Below are 15,419 nucleotides of genomic sequence, written 5' to 3' on the forward strand. Positions count from 1 at the left end.
CAAAGCCGGATGGCTGTCTTTTTTGAGATACGTTTTCAGACACTCTTTTCTCCTCCTGTTATAAAGATTTTTCTGACTTTATCAATACCGGTTTCGTCTAAAGGATAAAATGACTCGACCCGGCCGTTTTTAAGCTTTAGAACATGGGTGCAGCACCCCAGAATTAATTCCAGATCATGGGTGACTACCACAGTCAGCTGAAGCTTTTCCTGCGATGCCTGTATCAACGTGCACAGTTTTTTCATCCCACTGTAGTCCAGACCGCTTGTGGGCTCATCGTAAAACAGCAGCTGTTTCGACGCACAGAGGGCGGCGCAAATGGCTACCCGCTGCTTCTGCCCGCCCGAAAGTGAGGCCGGATGACGCTCTGCATAGGCGTCGAGCTCCATTTTTTTCAAAACAGCACTGACCTTTAAAGCCTGCTCCTCAGGCAGATTCATTGTTACTTCATTTATCACACTGTCACAGAAAAGCTGATGGTTGACATCCTGCATAACCATATAGCTCAGCTTCGCCCGCTGCTTTGCCTTGAGAAGCTGTCCGTTTACTGCGATTTTCCCTTTGCATTTCAATATACCGCACAGACACCCGGCCAGCGTGCTCTTGCCAGCGCCATTTTCACCGACAAGCGCAATGACACTGCCTTTTGGCAGCTCCAGAGCGGGAATGTCCAGAACCATTTTTTTATTACGCTTACAGACTAAATCGGTTATCTGTACCCCCGCAGAGGCAGTCGATGCTACTTGGGCTTTTACACCCTCTCTTTTTACGCCCCAAAGGCTAGTGCAGCGAAGGCCCATCTCGTCCAACGCATGGCAGGAAAGGCCTCTGAGCGTTTCCGGAGTATAACTGCCAGCAATCCGGCCATCCCGGATATAAAGAAAGCGGTCAGCCAAATCCATCAGGTAGTACAGCCGGTGTTCAGAGACCACAATACTCTTCCCTTTCTTTTTAAGCGCTGCCAGAATAGCATGAAGGCGATCAATGGCCTGGACATCCATGTTGGATGAGGGCTCGTCCAGAACAAACACCTCTGGATGCGCAGCGTAGACAGAGCCGCAGGCCACCTGCTGTTTTTCTCCGCCAGACAGCTCAAAAATACTACGCCCCATTAGGTCTCCCAATTGAAGCGCCTGCTTCGATTCGCAAATCCGCTCCAGAATAACCTCACGTTTCAAACCCTGGTTTTCACAGCCAAAGGCCATTTCTCCAGTGGTATCCACATTAAAAAACTGGCTGCTGGGGTTTTGAAAAACACTGCCAACTATCCCAGAAGTTCTGATCAGCGGTTCTTCGGATACGCTCAGCCCGTTTACCAAAACAGTTCCTGATAATCGGCCTTCAAAAAAATGTGGGATGAGCCCGTTTATCAGCCGTGTGACTGTTGTCTTGCCGCAGCCGCTTTTCCCGCAGAGCACAACGAACTCACCATCCGCCACTGTCAGGTTCAAGTCCCGGAGGGCTGCATTTTCGCTGTCATCCTGATAATTAAAATTAACGTTTTGAAGCTCAATCACCCCACACCTCCGCTATTATAGATAAAGAGCAGCGCGAGAAACATCACGCCGCAAAGCAGTAATCCGTAGTCCAGAGCCCCCATTTTCACTTCAACCAGACAGGTTCTTTCCCTGGTGCTGTCGAGACCACGAGCCAGTGAAGCCGAGGCCAGTTCGTCCATAATCGCAGCGGCGCTGAACAACAGGGGAATCAGAATATGCTCCAGTGTTAAAACCGGGTGTCTAAGCAGACCGCCCACGCTCAGGCTGATCCCGCGAAAAGCCATAGCCTGACGGATACACTGCCATTCCTCCTGAACTGTCGGAATAAAACGAAACATAACCACCACTGGGATGATCACCTGAACTGGAACATGCATTTTCTGAAAAGATGCCATGAACTGGCTGATTGTAGTGGTCTGAAAAACAAGCGTAAAAGCCATAATAATGGGCGTAAGCATTCGAATCACAACTGCGAGGGTAAGGATCAGAACGCCCGGCACACCGTGCAGTCGGTCCATTAAAAAGGCAAAGATGAAAAGACTTGTCATAAAAAACGCGTAGCTTTTTATCGCAGATAAAGGGCGCCCGCTCAATATCAACAACAGGGTTAAAAAGCTGCCAAGCAGCAAGCAGGGAGCAGTCTTTGTACATCCCATGACAAACGCACAGGTCACGACAAACAGAAACAGCTTTACTCTGGGATCAATGCTGATAATACCGCTTGTGCTTTTCCCTAAACCCAAGCCATCCATTTATGCGATGCCTGCCTTTACAAAATGTTTTTTCATGAACCGGCTGGCCAGAAGTGTGCCTGCAGCCGCCCCAAGGAGTGCCAGAGCCGCCAGTGCAAAAATAATCCAGCCAGGCGTCAGTGCGTCCAGCGCCGCCGCATATTCAGAGCCGTAATACTCTGCACATATACTGACAAACTGGTTTTTAGCGTAAACCAGCATGAGAAACGGCCCGATCATATTTAAATTAAAAGCGTAAAAGGAGAGTGTGTACATCTTTTTTGAATTGTACTTCCCAGCTCTCACAATAAGCTCTGCAATAATCCCCATCAGCAGTGCCCAGACAAGTGAAAATATTGAGTTAGTGCTTGTAAGGAGTCCAAACAACGCCGACAGAATCAAAATCGCGCCGGGCTTCTGAACCTTTGTAACATAAAGCATATAAACAGTGGCACAGATAAGCCCCACCGTAAACGGCGATATTAAATACAAAACCGGGATAATACCCGACCCCATTACAATCATCATCACAAGAATCAGATAGAGGGCGCCAAAGGCACCGGCATAAATTAAATCTTTTGTTTTCAGCTTTTCCTTCATATCATTTTTCCTTTCTGTTCAGTTAGTTTTACCTAACTCATATTAGCAGAAAAATGATTTTTCTTACAACTCTATTTAGCCGCATCTGCTCTGTTTAGCCATATTTTTTTATAAGCCATCGGCGGCAGGCCAAAAACACTGCGAAAGGCTGAGGAGAACTTACTGGCGTTTTCGTAGCCCGTCATTTCACTGATCTCAGATATGGTCAGGCTCGTAGCGCGTAAAAGCTCTGCAGCGCGGTGCATCCGATAGCGTTTCAGATATTCGTAGGGCGCATAGCCGTAGGCAGCCTTGAAGTGATCCTTCAGACTTGTGCGTGAGATATGGAATTGCTCAGCCAGCTCTTTAATGGTGGTATGTCTGGTCATATTCTTTTCAATATAGGTCTTAACGGCCTTAACAGTCTGGAGGGTCGCTGGTGAAAGGTATTTGTAACGCCCTTCCTTAAACCCTCCGGGGTTTTTCATCTGGAGCAGCAGATTGATCATCTCGAGCTTCATATGGGGAATACTGCCTTCCAGGCTATGATGATACAACCTTTCCAGTATATCTGAGATCTCCTCGTTACAGGCCAGAACGATAATCGCTTTTGTGTTTAGTAAGCCATTAAATATTTGATAAATGTCAATTGAAAAGTGCTTAAAGACCGAAAAGGTTTCTTCAGAAAAGCATTCGGGATAAAACATAACGTTAAAGCCCGTGTAAAATCCCAGCGGCATACAGGCGTCATGGGTATAGGCCACATTCGACAGCAGCATAAGCTCACTCTCTGACAACCTCAGTTCCTGATAGGTATTGATTTTACTCTGATAGATTCCCTCATGGCTGTAAGCAAGCTGATAAAAATTGCCTACATCCATCTTACCTTTAAAGTGCTTCCGCGTATGATAGTCATTGTAGTAAATTTCGACTCCCGGCATGATTTCATATACTCTCATAAACATGGTGCCGTCAGCATCGCTCGAAGAAAACTCGCGATACTCCTTTTCTTCAAGCGTTAACTCAACACTGAACTGCGACAGATTCACATAGCTTTTTTGAGACATTGCGTGTCTCCCTTCTCTTAATTGCCTTTTCCTTTTATCCTGTACTTAAATGTTTTTAAGTTAGATACATCTAACTAGATTATACTTTCCTTTTTTCAAAATGTCAATTTGGTCAAAAAGACAATAAAAAACCGCATTCTTAAAAGAATGCGGTGCATTGAATCTGAGATTATTTATTAACGCCGTATTTTAAAAGCGCTTTACAGATTGCCAATGTCAATACGCCAGCGACAATGGCTTCTGGTACGCCGTTAATGCCAATGACGGCCAGAATGGCCCCGTATAGGGCTGAAATATCCATTTCCTTGGCAGATGCGTAGCTCTGTCCAAAGAAGAAATAAATCATGTTCATAACCAGCAATGTGTTGGTGAGTGAACCGCCAACGCCTGCACAGGTCAGCGCCAGCGCATCATTGTCCTTAACCTTTTTCAACCCCTTGTAAATATAGTAAGGAACAACCCCGACTAAGATTCTGGGGACAAAACAAATAACAAGACTCCAGAAATTACCATCGTATGTTCCAAGCGAATAAAACGGGGTAAATACAAAAGACGTTACAGTTGGGTTAAAGGTATTATTCACCAGGCTGGTAAGACCAAAAACAAATCCTAAAAACGCTCCGTATTTTGGACCGAGTATAATACTTCCAATAATTACGGGTATATGGATAATGGTCGCACGGGTGAAACCCAGCGGAATGTATCCCAAAAACGGGACAACTGCCATCAGGACAATGATTGCCACAAAGAGTGACAACTGGACCAGTTCTTTGGTCGTTCGTGTTTTCATATTCGATTTTCCTCCTGCTATCGTTCCAGTCGAGCCGGATACAATGCTTAATCGTGATTATTTTACATGAAAAAAGATCACCTTTCAAGCCTTTTTTACCCAAACCGCATTTACGGAAGGTTTTATTTTTGATATAATCTCCTAGTAAATTTGAATGAAGGAAGTACATAAAAGATGAACTTAAAAAATAAAACAGTGATCCTCGGTGTCAGCGGCAGTATCGCAGCCTATAAAATGGCAAATGTCGCCAGCGCTCTGGCAAAATGGGGCTGTGACGTCCATGTTATTATGACCCCCAACGCCACAGAGATCATCGCGCCGATGACCTTCTCCACCCTGACAGGCAATAACTGTATTGTCGATACCTTTGACAAGACCATCAATTACAATGTGGCCCACGTCTCGCTGGCCAAGAGGGCGGATCTGCTCATGATCGCCCCCGCCACTGCAAACGTGATTGCCAAGCTTGCCCATGGTCTGGCTGACGATATGCTTACCACCACAGCCCTGGCCTGTACCTGCAAAAAAATTATCTCACCTGCGATGAACACCAACATGTTCCACAATCCGGTCGTCCAGGACAATCTGGATATTCTAAGAAAGTATCACTTTGAAATTGTCCAGCCTGACACTGGAGTTCTGGCCTGTAAAGACATCGGCGATGGCAAGCTGCCCAAAGAAGATGTGCTGATCGACCATATTTTAAAGGAAATCGCCTTTGAAAAAGATCTGTCCGGAAAAAAAGTACTGATTACCGCAGGACCAACCTGTGAAGCCATTGATCCTGTACGTTATATTACGAACCATTCCAGCGGCAAGATGGGCTATGCCCTGGCACGAAACGCAATGCTTCGCGGAGCGGAGGTCACCCTTGTCAGCGGTCCAACCGCGCTGCCACCGGTGCCGTTTGTGAACATGGTAAATGTCGTTTCAGCAGAAGATATGTTTGAAGCGGTCATCAGCCGATCGAAGCAGCAGGATATCGTCATTAAGGCCGCTGCTGTGGCAGACTACACCCCCTCTGATTACTCGGATGAAAAAGTCAAGAAAAAGGAGGGTGCCATGAGCATTGCTCTGGACCGCACTCAGGACATTTTAGCCTGGCTGGGCGCAAACAGACACCCGGACCAGTTTCTTTGCGGCTTCTCCATGGAAACACAGAATCTCGTTGAAAATTCTCAGGCCAAACTGATACGCAAAAATGTTGACATGATGATCGCGAACAATTTAAAGGTAGAGGGTGCGGGATTCAGCGGAGATACAAATGTCGTGACCGTTATTACCAAAGATCGCGTTACCGAGCTTCCAAAGCAGACAAAGGAGGAGGTTGCCGGGCAGATTTTTGACACGATTTTGGACTGTCTGCCATGACGCCAACACATCTCATCACTGTGGCCATGGAAATTGGTGACATGCTTTTGGAGAGTGGCGCAGAAATTTACCGTGTCGAGGATTCCATGCGCCGTATCTGTCAAGCCTACGGTGTGGACAACGCAGAGATTTTCGCAGTTCCCACCACGATCATCATCACGATCCGTGTCGGCGATGAGCCTCCTCTGACGCTGACCAAGCGGATTTTCAGCCGCGGGACCGACCTGTACAAGGTTGAGCGCCTCAACTCCCTCTCCCGCGAAATGTGCGCAACCATCCCGCCCTATGAGGAGGTTCAGCGACGCATTGAAGCTATCCGCCGTTTCCCGCCCTATTCCCTCATCAAGCAGGTACTGGCCTTCTCCTTTGTGGCCTTCTTTTTCACCCTGCTTTTTAAAGGAACGCTGTTAGACGCCTGTGCTGCTCTTTTCATCAGCGCTTTGACTAAGGTGGTCTTTAACGCTTTGGAAAAAATTAAAACCAACGCATTTTTTGAAAATGTTATCTGTGGCGCAGTGATCGCCCTGTGCGCTCTGGGCTTTGTCCGTTCTGGATTCGCTGCCAACATGGATAAAATCATCATCGGTACCATTATGACGCTGGTGCCCGGACTGGCCATCACAAACTCCATGCGGGATATTATTGCCGGCGATTTACTGGCAGGCGTGACAAAAACGACCGAGGCTCTTCTAATCGGGGCTGGGATTGCTGTGGGAGCGGCCATTCCGTTAACCTTCCTGCGTCCTTTTTTAGGAGCATAGCCTATGGAGAGCAGTCTTTTACTTCAATGTTTTTATGCCTTCGCCGCTACGATGGCCTTTGGCGTCGTCTTTAATATCCGCGGCCAGGCTTTGGTTATCGCCGGTATCGGCGGTGCTTTGGGGTGGTTTTTGTATATGGGGCTTCAGGGATTTTTTATCAATGACATTCCCCAGTATTTTATCGCAACCTTAGCGGTTTCGCTTTATGCAGAGATCATGGCCCGGCGTTTCAAGGCGCCGGCAACCATCTATCTTGCTGCTGCCCTTATTCCCCTTGTTCCTGGCGGTGGTATCTACTATACCATGGAGCATTTCATCAATGGCCGTGTAGACGAGGCCATCAACACAGGGCTGCACACCCTCGGCATTGCCGGTGCGCTCGCCATGGGGATTATCATTGTCTCCTCAAGTATCCGTATCTGGTTGAATATCCGAAGGGAATTAAAAAAACGTAGAAAAAAAGACTCTGTTCATTAATGAAAAACAGAGTCTTTTTTATTTTATGTTGTTTTAAATAGCTTTCTTTTAATCAGCTTGAACACTTCAGAGACGACGATGACCGATAAGCCTAAAGTGACGATCTTAACCCACATACCCAGGGATAAGGGCACCGTGTTGTAAAGAATGCCACCGAACTGGGTGATAACCACCTGCAACATGAATGTCAGGCCAAAGACGAGCAGCATCAGCCGATTACTGAAGAAATTGGAAAAGACGCTGGTATCTGTAAGCTCTCGACTGTTAAAGGCATTGAAGAGGTGCATGACCACAAAAAGTGTAAATAGAATCGTGTACTGTTCTCCCTCGGTGCCGCCCAGAATATTAAACAGGGCCTGCAGCATAAAGATGATGGATACAAAAATCCCATTGCAGGCAATGCGTGAAAGCATGCCCTTGCTCACAATATTGGAGTCCCGCGAGATGGGCTGGCGGTTCATAAGATCGTCACGAATTGGTTCCAGCCCCAGTGTCAGCGCGGGCGGCCCATCCATAATAATATTGATCCACAAAAGCTGAAGGGCCGTAAATGGTGATTTTAAGCCCAACAGAATACAGGCCAGCACAACGATGACCGAAGACAGATTAACAGTGAGCTGGAACTGGATAAAACGCTGAAAATTCTCATAAATTCCGCGTCCCCACTGGACCGCCTTGACAATGGTAGAAAAGGAATCGTCAAGCAGCACAATGTCACTGGCCTCCTTGGAAACCTCGGTCCCGGTGATCCCCATCGCAACGCCGACATCCGCGTTTTTAATCGCCGGCGCATCGTTGATGCCATCGCCGGTTACAGCGACCACATTACCCATTTTCTTAAGGGCATTGACGACCCGCATTTTCACGACAGGGGTGCTTCTGGCAATGACCTTAATCCTTGGCAGCAGCTCAATGAGGCGTTCCTCACTCAGGTCTTCAAGCTTATGGGCTTCAGCGGCAGCGTCACCGGGCTTTATCAGTCCCAGCTCATCGGCGATGGCACGGGCTGTTACAATATTATCCCCTGTCAGAATTTTTAACTCAATCCCCGCTTTGCGGCAGTGGTTGACCGCTTCGTAGACATCCTCACGCAGCGGGTCTGTTATGGCGACAAAGCCGTCAAAAATCATTTCCGATTCGATATGTGCGCGGCGCTCCTCATACTCTGTAATGGTGCGGATACCGGAAAGCGGCTTATGCGAAAAAGCAAGCACCCGGCGGGCTTTTTTTTCAAAGCCTGTCATTTCTTTCTCGATCTGCTGAAGCTGTTTTTCGGAAAGTGGTACAGGTTGACCATCGAGCATAATGTGACTGCACTGGCTGATGATCTTTTCTGGACTGCCTTTGGAGTAGGCTATGCTGCCATCTCCCTGCTCCACAATGGTCGTCATGTTCTTGGTCTCAGAGGAAAACGGAAAAACAAAGGTAATCTGAGCGTTTTTACGCAACTCATTATAGGGCGACTGCCGCACTTTAGACCGTTCATAGGCCATAATCAACGCACATTCTGTCGGATTTCCAATAAATTTGGGCTGATCCCCCTGCTCAATATCCGCGGTGCTGTTGATGGTGAAATTCTCAATTAAAACTTGATCATCAAGGTCTTTGGGTGCAATCAAACGGCCATCGGTGTAAATATCCGTAACCGTCATGCGGTTTTCTGTCAGGGTTCCGGTTTTGTCTGAACAGATCACATTGATGCTGCCGATGGTCTCACAGGCAATCAGCTTTTTTACCAGCGCGTTCTGTCTGGCCATTTTAATGATGTTGATGGACAGGGAAACAGCCACAATGGTCGGAAGCCCCTCCGGTACCGCCGCGACGATCAGGACAATACTGGTAATAAAAGCTTCAGATACTGTGTCCAGATTAAAGGTGCCGGTGGTGGCAAAAATAATGAGCTGAATGACAAAAACTATGGCGGCCGCGGTTGCGCCCAAAATCGTAATAAGTTTACCCAGACGGTCCATTTTTTCCTGGAGGGGCGTAGAACCCTTTTCTGTTTTGGAGAGCTCTCTCGCAATGCTTCCGAACTCGGTACTATCCCCCACATCGGTTACGACCATGGTTCCGCTGCCACCGGTTATAAAGCAGCCGGAGTAAAGCATATTGGCCCGTTCTGCCACTGGGGTCTTGGGGTTATCATAAACCAGCCCGGATTCTTTTTTAACCGGCAGGCTTTCACCTGTCAGAGAAGATTCATCAACCCTCAGCCCCAGTGACTCGATTACGCGGCCGTCGGCCGGGATCATATCTCCGGTAGCCACCTCCATTATATCCCCGACTACCAAGTCTTTTTGGGATATGAGCATGACACTGCCGCCGCGCTTAACCTTAACCTGCACATCCTCATTGATCTGATTTAAGGCCTCAAAGGCCTTTTCGCTGCGGCCCTCCATGATAACGGTAACGCCGACTGCCAGAAAAATTGCTGCAAAAATACCGATACATTCAATAAATTCGGTCTGTCCTCCGGTAAAATAGCGGACAAAATTAACCCCCAGGGTGATCGCGGCCGCTACCAGCAGCATGACGATCATCGGTTCTGTTGCCGCATCCCATATCTTTTTGAAAACAGATTTTGGCTTTCCCTTGGTGAACGCATTAACCCCATGCTTTAAACGGCTGTCCTCGATCTGGTTTTTACTCATCCCCAGTTCCGGATCGACATTTAGCCGTTCAAGCGTCTGACTTGTCGTTTCTTGAAATGCTTTCATCAACGATACTCCTTTTTAAATTTTTACCATGTTAAAAGCTTGCAGGCTCCTGATGCAGCGTTCTGTTTTACAAAAATGGCCTTAACATCAAAAAAGAGACCTCCAGCGTATTCTAAAAATACGCTAAAAGTCTCATTACCTTTGAATAAATAAAGGCGGTAAAACCAGGCGCACTGCACCAGTATGTTGACTTTACCGTTTCAACTACTCCCTTTTAACAATATTTATTATATCGGAGGTCTTAAAGGGTGTCAAGTAAATTTGTGAGTAAAATCTTTTCCTAAAATCTTTTTAATGGACGAGGCGTCCATATCTCCATGATCATTACAGACCAGGACCCTTCGCCCCGTCACGGCTTCAAGAACCTTTTTATTATCCTGATGGATGACAGAGGATGCATCAAACCGGTTCAATACAATACAACGCGTTTCTATTTTCAGGTTCCTGGCATATTCAAACGTCAGCAGTGTGCTGTTGATGGTTCCCAGCCCCGCATCTGCGACGATCACAATGTCCAGCGCGAGTGTCTTTATCACATCGGTCAGCATCAGGGGGGACTCCCCTAAATTTAGTGGGCAGATAATGCCTCCGCTGCCTTCCATCACGACATAGTCATAAATCGAGGCAGCTTTGCCAAAATCCCGCAGAATCGGCGGCAGCGTAATGCTTTTATCCTCCAGCTGCGCGGCCAGATGCGGCGACGCAGGATAATCGAGAATTGTGGTTACTGCCTGATTGGAATCTCCTTTAAGCCCGGCAAAACGGTAAACACAGGCGGCATCGCCCGCTATTCGTTTTCCCCCTTCAAGCACCGCGCCACTGAGTGCGGCCTTGTAGTATCCCGCATTTATGCCCTTGCTTCTGAGGGCCTTGATGAGTCTGGCAGTAATATAGGTTTTTCCCACATCGGTGCCTGTAGCGGTAACAAAAATTCCACTAGACATTAGCCTTCACCTCAAATCCAAGAGCTTTGATCATCGCAATGTCTTCGTCGGTGGCAATTCCTGCGGTGGTGAGCATATCCCCCGAAATCGCCGCATTGATGCCGCCTTTCATCAGACGCTCTCCTTTGTCTGGAAACAAAGCCCGCCCTCCTGCCAGGCGCAGCTGGGCCTCTGGCAGAATAAAGCGGAAAGCGGCCGCTGTGCGCAGCACCTCATCATAGGTAAGCGGTATGTTGTTCTCCAGAGGGGTTCCGGAGATAGGATTTAAGACATTTAGCGGCACCGAGCCTACTCCAAGCTGCTTTAGGGTAAAAACCATGTCGATACGGTCCTCCATGGATTCGCCGAGGCCGATAATGCCACCGCTGCAGACCTCCAGGCCTGCCCGTAGGGCGTTTTGAATAACCTCTGTTTTTTCTGAATAGGTGTGTGTTGTGCAGATTTTTGAAAAAAATTTCTCTGAGGTCTCCAGGTTATTATGATAGCGCGTTACTCCAGACTTTCTGAGCTCTCGCAGCGCTTCATAGCTCAAAAGCCCGTGGGACGCGCAAAGCCCCATCGGGATTGTTTCTGCCAGCCTTCTGTAGATGCGGCAAACAGCGTCCACCTCCCCATCCTCAAGGCGTTTTCCTGATGTCACAATGGAAAACCGGTGGACGCCCTGGCTGTAATTAGAGATGGCACTCGCTACCACAGCTTCCTCCGGCAGCAGCGGATATTCCTCCACATAGGTATTATAGTGGGCGGATTGGGCACAGTAAGCGCAGTTTTCACTGCACCTTCCACTTTTCCCATTGATAATGGTGCACAGATTAAAGTCTTTGCCACAGAAATATTCCCGGATGTCTGCGGCGCACGCAGTCAGTGTTTCAATATCCAGAGCCTGCACCAGCTCCAGCACTTCTTCTTTGCCGGCCTCATGGCCCGATTTTATTTTTTCAGCGAACGCTTTTATCTTCATCGTAACCCCCTCAATAATGGTTTTACCCTGTGCGCCAGTCCTGCGCCTACAAAACAAAGCAGCATATCCCCCGGAAGATCGAGCGGGAAGCAGGATAAAAGTACAAGGCTCCAGGGCGTTGGTTCAGCCATATAAAAGTTGAGAATCATATATTTGTAGGTAAGGCCGATGATATAGGTGACCAGGAGCCCTCCGAAGGCGGCCAGCAGATAGCGCCAATAGCCCTGGCTCTTTCCCTGCTTCAGGATAAAACCTGCTGCCCATGCCGCAAGGATAAATCCTAGAAGATAGCCAAAGCTCGGCCTGAAAATATATTGAATCCCCCCGCCTGCCGCAAATACCGGAAAACCCACAAGCCCAACCAACACGTAAACCCCAACTGATAACGCGCCGCGAGCAGGGCCCAGAAGCATACCTGCCAGCAGCACAAAAAGAAACTGAAGGGTGAAATAATCCATATATGGTACCGGGACCTGTATAAAAGCGCCAATAGCCACCAACGCGGCCAGCAGTGCACACTGGACCATGGACCGCGTTTTTGTCATCGTTGTTTCCATCTTTTTCTCCTAAACTTTAATATCAAAAAGTATAAAAGAAAAAGCCTCTATTGTCAACCTTAATTTAAAAACAGTTGACAATAGAGACTTTGATTATTTCTTTGCTTTCTTTTTACCGTTTTTTTTCTTTTTTTTGCGAACTGTGTAGCCAAAACTACCCAGCTTTTTACCGAGTTCAAAATACTCTCCGTGTGCATAGCTGATCAGCTGTGCCTTGTCCAGATGCAGCTTTCCCCTTTCATCCAGATACTGTTCATCGACGTTGACTGCCAGAATATTAGCCAGAAACATATCATGAGAGCCTAAGGGAACACACTCTGTCACCTGGCATTCCAGACTCACCGGGCTTTCTCCGATCATGGGACAGCCTACATGCGCTGCGGCCTCCTTTGTCAGCGCCATTCTCTCAAACTTGTCCAAATCACGTCCTGAGCGCACACCACAGAAATCAGTGGCTCTCACCAGTGGTGTGGTCGTCAGATTGATGACAAACTCTCCGGTTTCTTTTATGATTTCATAGGAATGGCGCTCCGGCCTTATGGAAATATAGGTTTTTGGTGGATTAGAATTGATAATCCCTGTCCAGGCAATGGTCAAAATATTGGCGTTCTCCATAGTACCGCAGGATACCATCACCGCAGGTACCGGCGCCAGCAGGGTTCCCCCCTGCCATTGTGCTTTACTCATCTTAAAAATGTCCTTTCACTTCGTTGTGGCTTAAGTATAACCATCCGGTCACGGAAATGTCAATCCGAATACTTGAAAATACTAAAATTAATGGGCCAGTGTCTCAAAGGCAGCTTTTACCTTCGGTACAACATAATGGCTTCCTCCGCGGTCCTTAACATCCTCCACCATGCTGACAACCATGAGCTGCTGCGCACTCGAAGCATCGGCGGTAAAGGCGTTAAACCAGCCGAGCTCTGTGCCGGTAGTATCCTCCTGCGACGCCTTAATCTCAGCTGTCCCGGTTTTACCAGCAATGCTCATGCCTTCTATCTGAGCCTCATGGCCTGTACCCGCAGGATTTTCCACAACCTGTATCAGATCATTTCGGATGGTATTGCTCACATCTCTGGAGATAATTTCCTGTTTCCAGTATTCTGCCTGCGCGTTGTCCTTATATTCAATATAGGGCCTGACCATACTGCCGTCATTGACAAAAGCTGAATAGACCATGGCCATATGAAGCGGGTTCACGAGTACCTGGCCCTGTCCAAAACCACTGGCGGCCAGCTGAGATTCACTGTCAAAACTGCCACTGTCCGAAATCTGGGAAGCAGTCATACCCAGTTCAAAAGGCAGCGCCTCACCAAAGCCCATTTTTTTGAGCGTCTCAGCAAAACGGTCTCCGCCGATTTTCAGAGCAGCTTTGGCAAAATAAATATTATCCGAATAAATCAGAGCGTTCTCCAAATTTGCGGGACCGCTGTATTCCTCCAGCGTCGTGATGTTAAAATCACCCCAGCTGCTGTCCTTCTGCCAGACTAGTCCACTGTCACCAAAATCCTCGTCCGCTGTAAAAGCACTGGTCTGCAGGCCAGCCGCCCCGGTCACTGGCTTAAAGGACGAGCCAGGCGCGTAAGCGGCTTCAAAACGGTTGAGCAGAGGATTGGCCGGGTCGGCGTTCATACTCTGCCACTGTTCATCGCTGAGGCCGAGGATAAAGGCATTGGCATCGTAGCTCGGTGTACTGACAAGGGCCAGCACCTCTCCCGTTCTGGGATTAATGGCCACCGACGCGCTCTTATCTGCGGCAAACTGGTCATAAAGAATGCCCTGCAGGTTCGCATCAATGGTGGTTTTTATGTTTTCGCCGCTGACTGCCTCCTTTTCCAGAAGGGTAATATTTTTGACTTCGTCGTTATTTTCAGTGTAACTAATGGCAATGGTCACGCCCTCCTGACCTCTGAGTCGCTTATCATACAGCCTTTCCAGCCCGCTCTTACCGATAAGGCTGGCCTCAGTATATCCCTGGTCTTTTTTCTCCTCCAGCTCCTCAGCGCTGATCCCCTGGATGTAGCCCGTGAGTTGTGATGTCTTCTCGCCGTAGGGATAGACTCGTACAGTCTTGTCGTTGATCATGACCCCCGGTATCTGCAGCAGTGTGTTTTCGAGCTCCGCATTGCCTGCTGCCACAGTCTTTATGGGGACAAAGGTCTCATCGGTTACCCATGCCACGGACAGAGCAGTCTGGATATCTTCTAACGTCGTTCTGAGCAGTTCCGCGAGCTTTGCCAGATCTGCATCTTTTGTTTCCGTATTCACTTTACCCGGAACCAGTCCTACAGAAGATGCCACACCAGTTGAGGCCAGAAGATTGCCGTTTCGATCCTCAATGTTTCCACGGTCTGCGGCTTCGCTGCTTACGCTCACCTTATCCCCATCCTTCAGTGCAGGCAGGATAACTGAAGAATCCCATACAACCTGATATGGCTTAAACACTCCGGTCTTTTTAAAGCTTACTGAGTTCAAATCCCTGAGCTCTCCTGCTACTGTGTCCATTGAAGAATCGTAAGTGATCCTCGTATAATCCGCATCTATTTTTTCAGCGCTGTGTATTTTGATCACTGTGAGATTTTGTGCTTCAATGCCCTCATAAATGTTTTTATTCCGTTCGATAAAGGCTTCCTTAGTGTAGTTGCTCTGGCTTTCATCACTGATCATGCTGTACATTTTATCGTAATCCCGTTGATTGACCAACTCGATATATTCCTCCAGCGCCCTTTCAGGAGTATTGGCCATATTAAAAACAAGAATTGCCGCAATACATAATATCAGCACCGCTACAATCAGCCCAAGCAGCATCCGCAGCTTCTTTTTGTCCATTGCTTTTCCATGTTCTTCATTCATTATTTTTTCCCTTTCTTGAAAAACACAATACATATGTTTCCATATGAAGCCGATTACTTCTTCCTAAAATGATTATATCATATTTTATGATTAAGTTTAAGAATTTTCGGTA

Annotated in this window: 14 protein-coding genes; 3 read left to right on the forward strand and 11 right to left on the reverse strand. The window is 47.7% G+C overall.

What is annotated here, in order from left to right; translation table 11 throughout:
* Nucleotides 1–35 precede the first annotated feature (35 nt).
* From I2B62_RS04765 to I2B62_RS04785, 5 genes are all read right to left on the reverse strand, one after another.
* The gene (locus I2B62_RS04765) at nt 36–1,517 is read right to left on the reverse strand and encodes an ABC transporter ATP-binding protein (protein WP_195267809.1); all 1,482 of its coding nucleotides are present in this window, start codon (nt 1,515–1,517) and stop codon (nt 36–38) included.
* The gene (locus tag I2B62_RS04770; RefSeq protein WP_195267810.1) at nt 1,514–2,251 is read right to left on the reverse strand and encodes an energy-coupling factor transporter transmembrane component T; all 738 of its coding nucleotides are present in this window, start codon (nt 2,249–2,251) and stop codon (nt 1,514–1,516) included. Before I2B62_RS04770 ends, I2B62_RS04765 begins: the two co-directional genes overlap by 4 nt.
* Nucleotides 2,252–2,830 (reverse strand): MptD family putative ECF transporter S component, encoded by a 579-nt coding sequence (locus tag I2B62_RS04775; RefSeq protein ID WP_195267811.1) that lies wholly within the window; start codon nt 2,828–2,830, stop codon nt 2,252–2,254.
* 71 nt (nt 2,831–2,901) lie between these two features.
* Nucleotides 2,902–3,876, reverse strand: coding sequence for an AraC family transcriptional regulator (locus I2B62_RS04780; protein ID WP_195267812.1), 975 nt, complete (start codon nt 3,874–3,876; stop codon nt 2,902–2,904).
* A gap of 169 nt (nt 3,877–4,045) precedes the next feature.
* Nucleotides 4,046–4,666 (reverse strand): ECF transporter S component, encoded by a 621-nt coding sequence (locus tag I2B62_RS04785; protein ID WP_195267813.1) that lies wholly within the window; start codon nt 4,664–4,666, stop codon nt 4,046–4,048.
* 174 nt (nt 4,667–4,840) lie between these two features.
* Between I2B62_RS04785 and coaBC the strand changes: the two genes are divergently transcribed.
* The 3 genes from coaBC to I2B62_RS04800 are packed head-to-tail and all read left to right on the forward strand — an operon-like array spanning nt 4,841 to nt 7,275.
* The gene (gene coaBC, locus I2B62_RS04790; RefSeq protein WP_195267814.1) at nt 4,841–6,037 is read left to right on the forward strand and encodes a bifunctional phosphopantothenoylcysteine decarboxylase/phosphopantothenate--cysteine ligase CoaBC; all 1,197 of its coding nucleotides are present in this window, start codon (nt 4,841–4,843) and stop codon (nt 6,035–6,037) included.
* The gene (locus tag I2B62_RS04795; RefSeq protein ID WP_195267815.1) at nt 6,034–6,798 is read left to right on the forward strand and encodes a threonine/serine exporter family protein; all 765 of its coding nucleotides are present in this window, start codon (nt 6,034–6,036) and stop codon (nt 6,796–6,798) included. Before coaBC ends, I2B62_RS04795 begins: the two co-directional genes overlap by 4 nt.
* A gap of 3 nt (nt 6,799–6,801) precedes the next feature.
* Nucleotides 6,802–7,275, forward strand: a complete 474-nt coding sequence (locus tag I2B62_RS04800) for a threonine/serine exporter family protein (protein ID WP_195267816.1) — start codon at nt 6,802–6,804, stop codon at nt 7,273–7,275.
* A gap of 23 nt (nt 7,276–7,298) precedes the next feature.
* Here the strand turns inward: I2B62_RS04800 and I2B62_RS04805 are convergent, their stop codons facing one another.
* From I2B62_RS04805 to I2B62_RS04830, 6 genes are all read right to left on the reverse strand, one after another.
* Nucleotides 7,299–9,992, reverse strand: a complete 2,694-nt coding sequence (locus I2B62_RS04805) for a calcium-translocating P-type ATPase, PMCA-type (RefSeq protein WP_195267817.1) — start codon at nt 9,990–9,992, stop codon at nt 7,299–7,301.
* A 251-nt stretch (nt 9,993–10,243) separates the two neighbouring features.
* Nucleotides 10,244–10,936, reverse strand: coding sequence for a dethiobiotin synthase (gene bioD / locus I2B62_RS04810; RefSeq protein WP_195267818.1), 693 nt, complete (start codon nt 10,934–10,936; stop codon nt 10,244–10,246).
* A complete protein-coding gene (gene bioB / locus I2B62_RS04815; protein WP_195267819.1) occupies nt 10,929–11,897 on the reverse strand; it encodes a biotin synthase BioB in 969 nt (322 codons plus the stop codon). The genes bioD and bioB overlap by 8 nt, the downstream gene beginning before the upstream one ends.
* Entirely contained in the window at nt 11,894–12,454 is a 561-nt protein-coding gene (locus I2B62_RS04820) for a biotin transporter BioY (RefSeq protein WP_195267820.1), read from the reverse strand. The genes bioB and I2B62_RS04820 overlap by 4 nt, the downstream gene beginning before the upstream one ends.
* Before the next feature lie 93 nt (nt 12,455–12,547).
* The gene (locus I2B62_RS04825; RefSeq protein ID WP_195267821.1) at nt 12,548–13,141 is read right to left on the reverse strand and encodes a flavin reductase family protein; all 594 of its coding nucleotides are present in this window, start codon (nt 13,139–13,141) and stop codon (nt 12,548–12,550) included.
* An 87-nt stretch (nt 13,142–13,228) separates the two neighbouring features.
* Nucleotides 13,229–15,307, reverse strand: a complete 2,079-nt coding sequence (locus I2B62_RS04830; RefSeq protein ID WP_243259407.1) for a penicillin-binding transpeptidase domain-containing protein — start codon at nt 15,305–15,307, stop codon at nt 13,229–13,231.
* Between the last annotated feature and the right edge of the window lie 112 nt (nt 15,308–15,419).

It is taken from the genome of Eubacterium sp. 1001713B170207_170306_E7 (assembly GCF_015547515.1).
Classification (GTDB): Bacteria; Bacillota; Clostridia; order Eubacteriales; family Eubacteriaceae; genus Eubacterium.

Bases quoted from the DNA above. Each gene is read 5' to 3' on its own strand.
- I2B62_RS04770 (WP_195267810.1), bottom strand. From the start codon at position 2,251: ATGGATGGCTTGGGTTTAGGGAAAAGCACAAGCGGTATTATCAGCATT.
- I2B62_RS04775 (WP_195267811.1), bottom strand. From the start codon at position 2,830: ATGAAGGAAAAGCTGAAAACAAAAGATTTAATTTATGCCGGTGCCTTT.
- I2B62_RS04780 (WP_195267812.1), bottom strand. From the start codon at position 3,876: ATGTCTCAAAAAAGCTATGTGAATCTGTCGCAGTTCAGTGTTGAGTTA.
- I2B62_RS04785 (WP_195267813.1), bottom strand. From the start codon at position 4,666: ATGAAAACACGAACGACCAAAGAACTGGTCCAGTTGTCACTCTTTGTG.
- coaBC (WP_195267814.1), top strand. From the start codon at position 4,841: ATGAACTTAAAAAATAAAACAGTGATCCTCGGTGTCAGCGGCAGTATC.
- I2B62_RS04795 (WP_195267815.1), top strand. From the start codon at position 6,034: ATGACGCCAACACATCTCATCACTGTGGCCATGGAAATTGGTGACATG.
- I2B62_RS04800 (WP_195267816.1), top strand. From the start codon at position 6,802: ATGGAGAGCAGTCTTTTACTTCAATGTTTTTATGCCTTCGCCGCTACG.
- I2B62_RS04805 (WP_195267817.1), bottom strand. From the start codon at position 9,992: ATGAAAGCATTTCAAGAAACGACAAGTCAGACGCTTGAACGGCTAAAT.
- bioD (WP_195267818.1), bottom strand. From the start codon at position 10,936: ATGTCTAGTGGAATTTTTGTTACCGCTACAGGCACCGATGTGGGAAAA.
- bioB (WP_195267819.1), bottom strand. From the start codon at position 11,897: ATGAAGATAAAAGCGTTCGCTGAAAAAATAAAATCGGGCCATGAGGCC.
- I2B62_RS04820 (WP_195267820.1), bottom strand. From the start codon at position 12,454: ATGGAAACAACGATGACAAAAACGCGGTCCATGGTCCAGTGTGCACTG.
- I2B62_RS04825 (WP_195267821.1), bottom strand. From the start codon at position 13,141: ATGAGTAAAGCACAATGGCAGGGGGGAACCCTGCTGGCGCCGGTACCT.
- I2B62_RS04830 (WP_243259407.1), bottom strand. From the start codon at position 15,307: ATGAATGAAGAACATGGAAAAGCAATGGACAAAAAGAAGCTGCGGATG.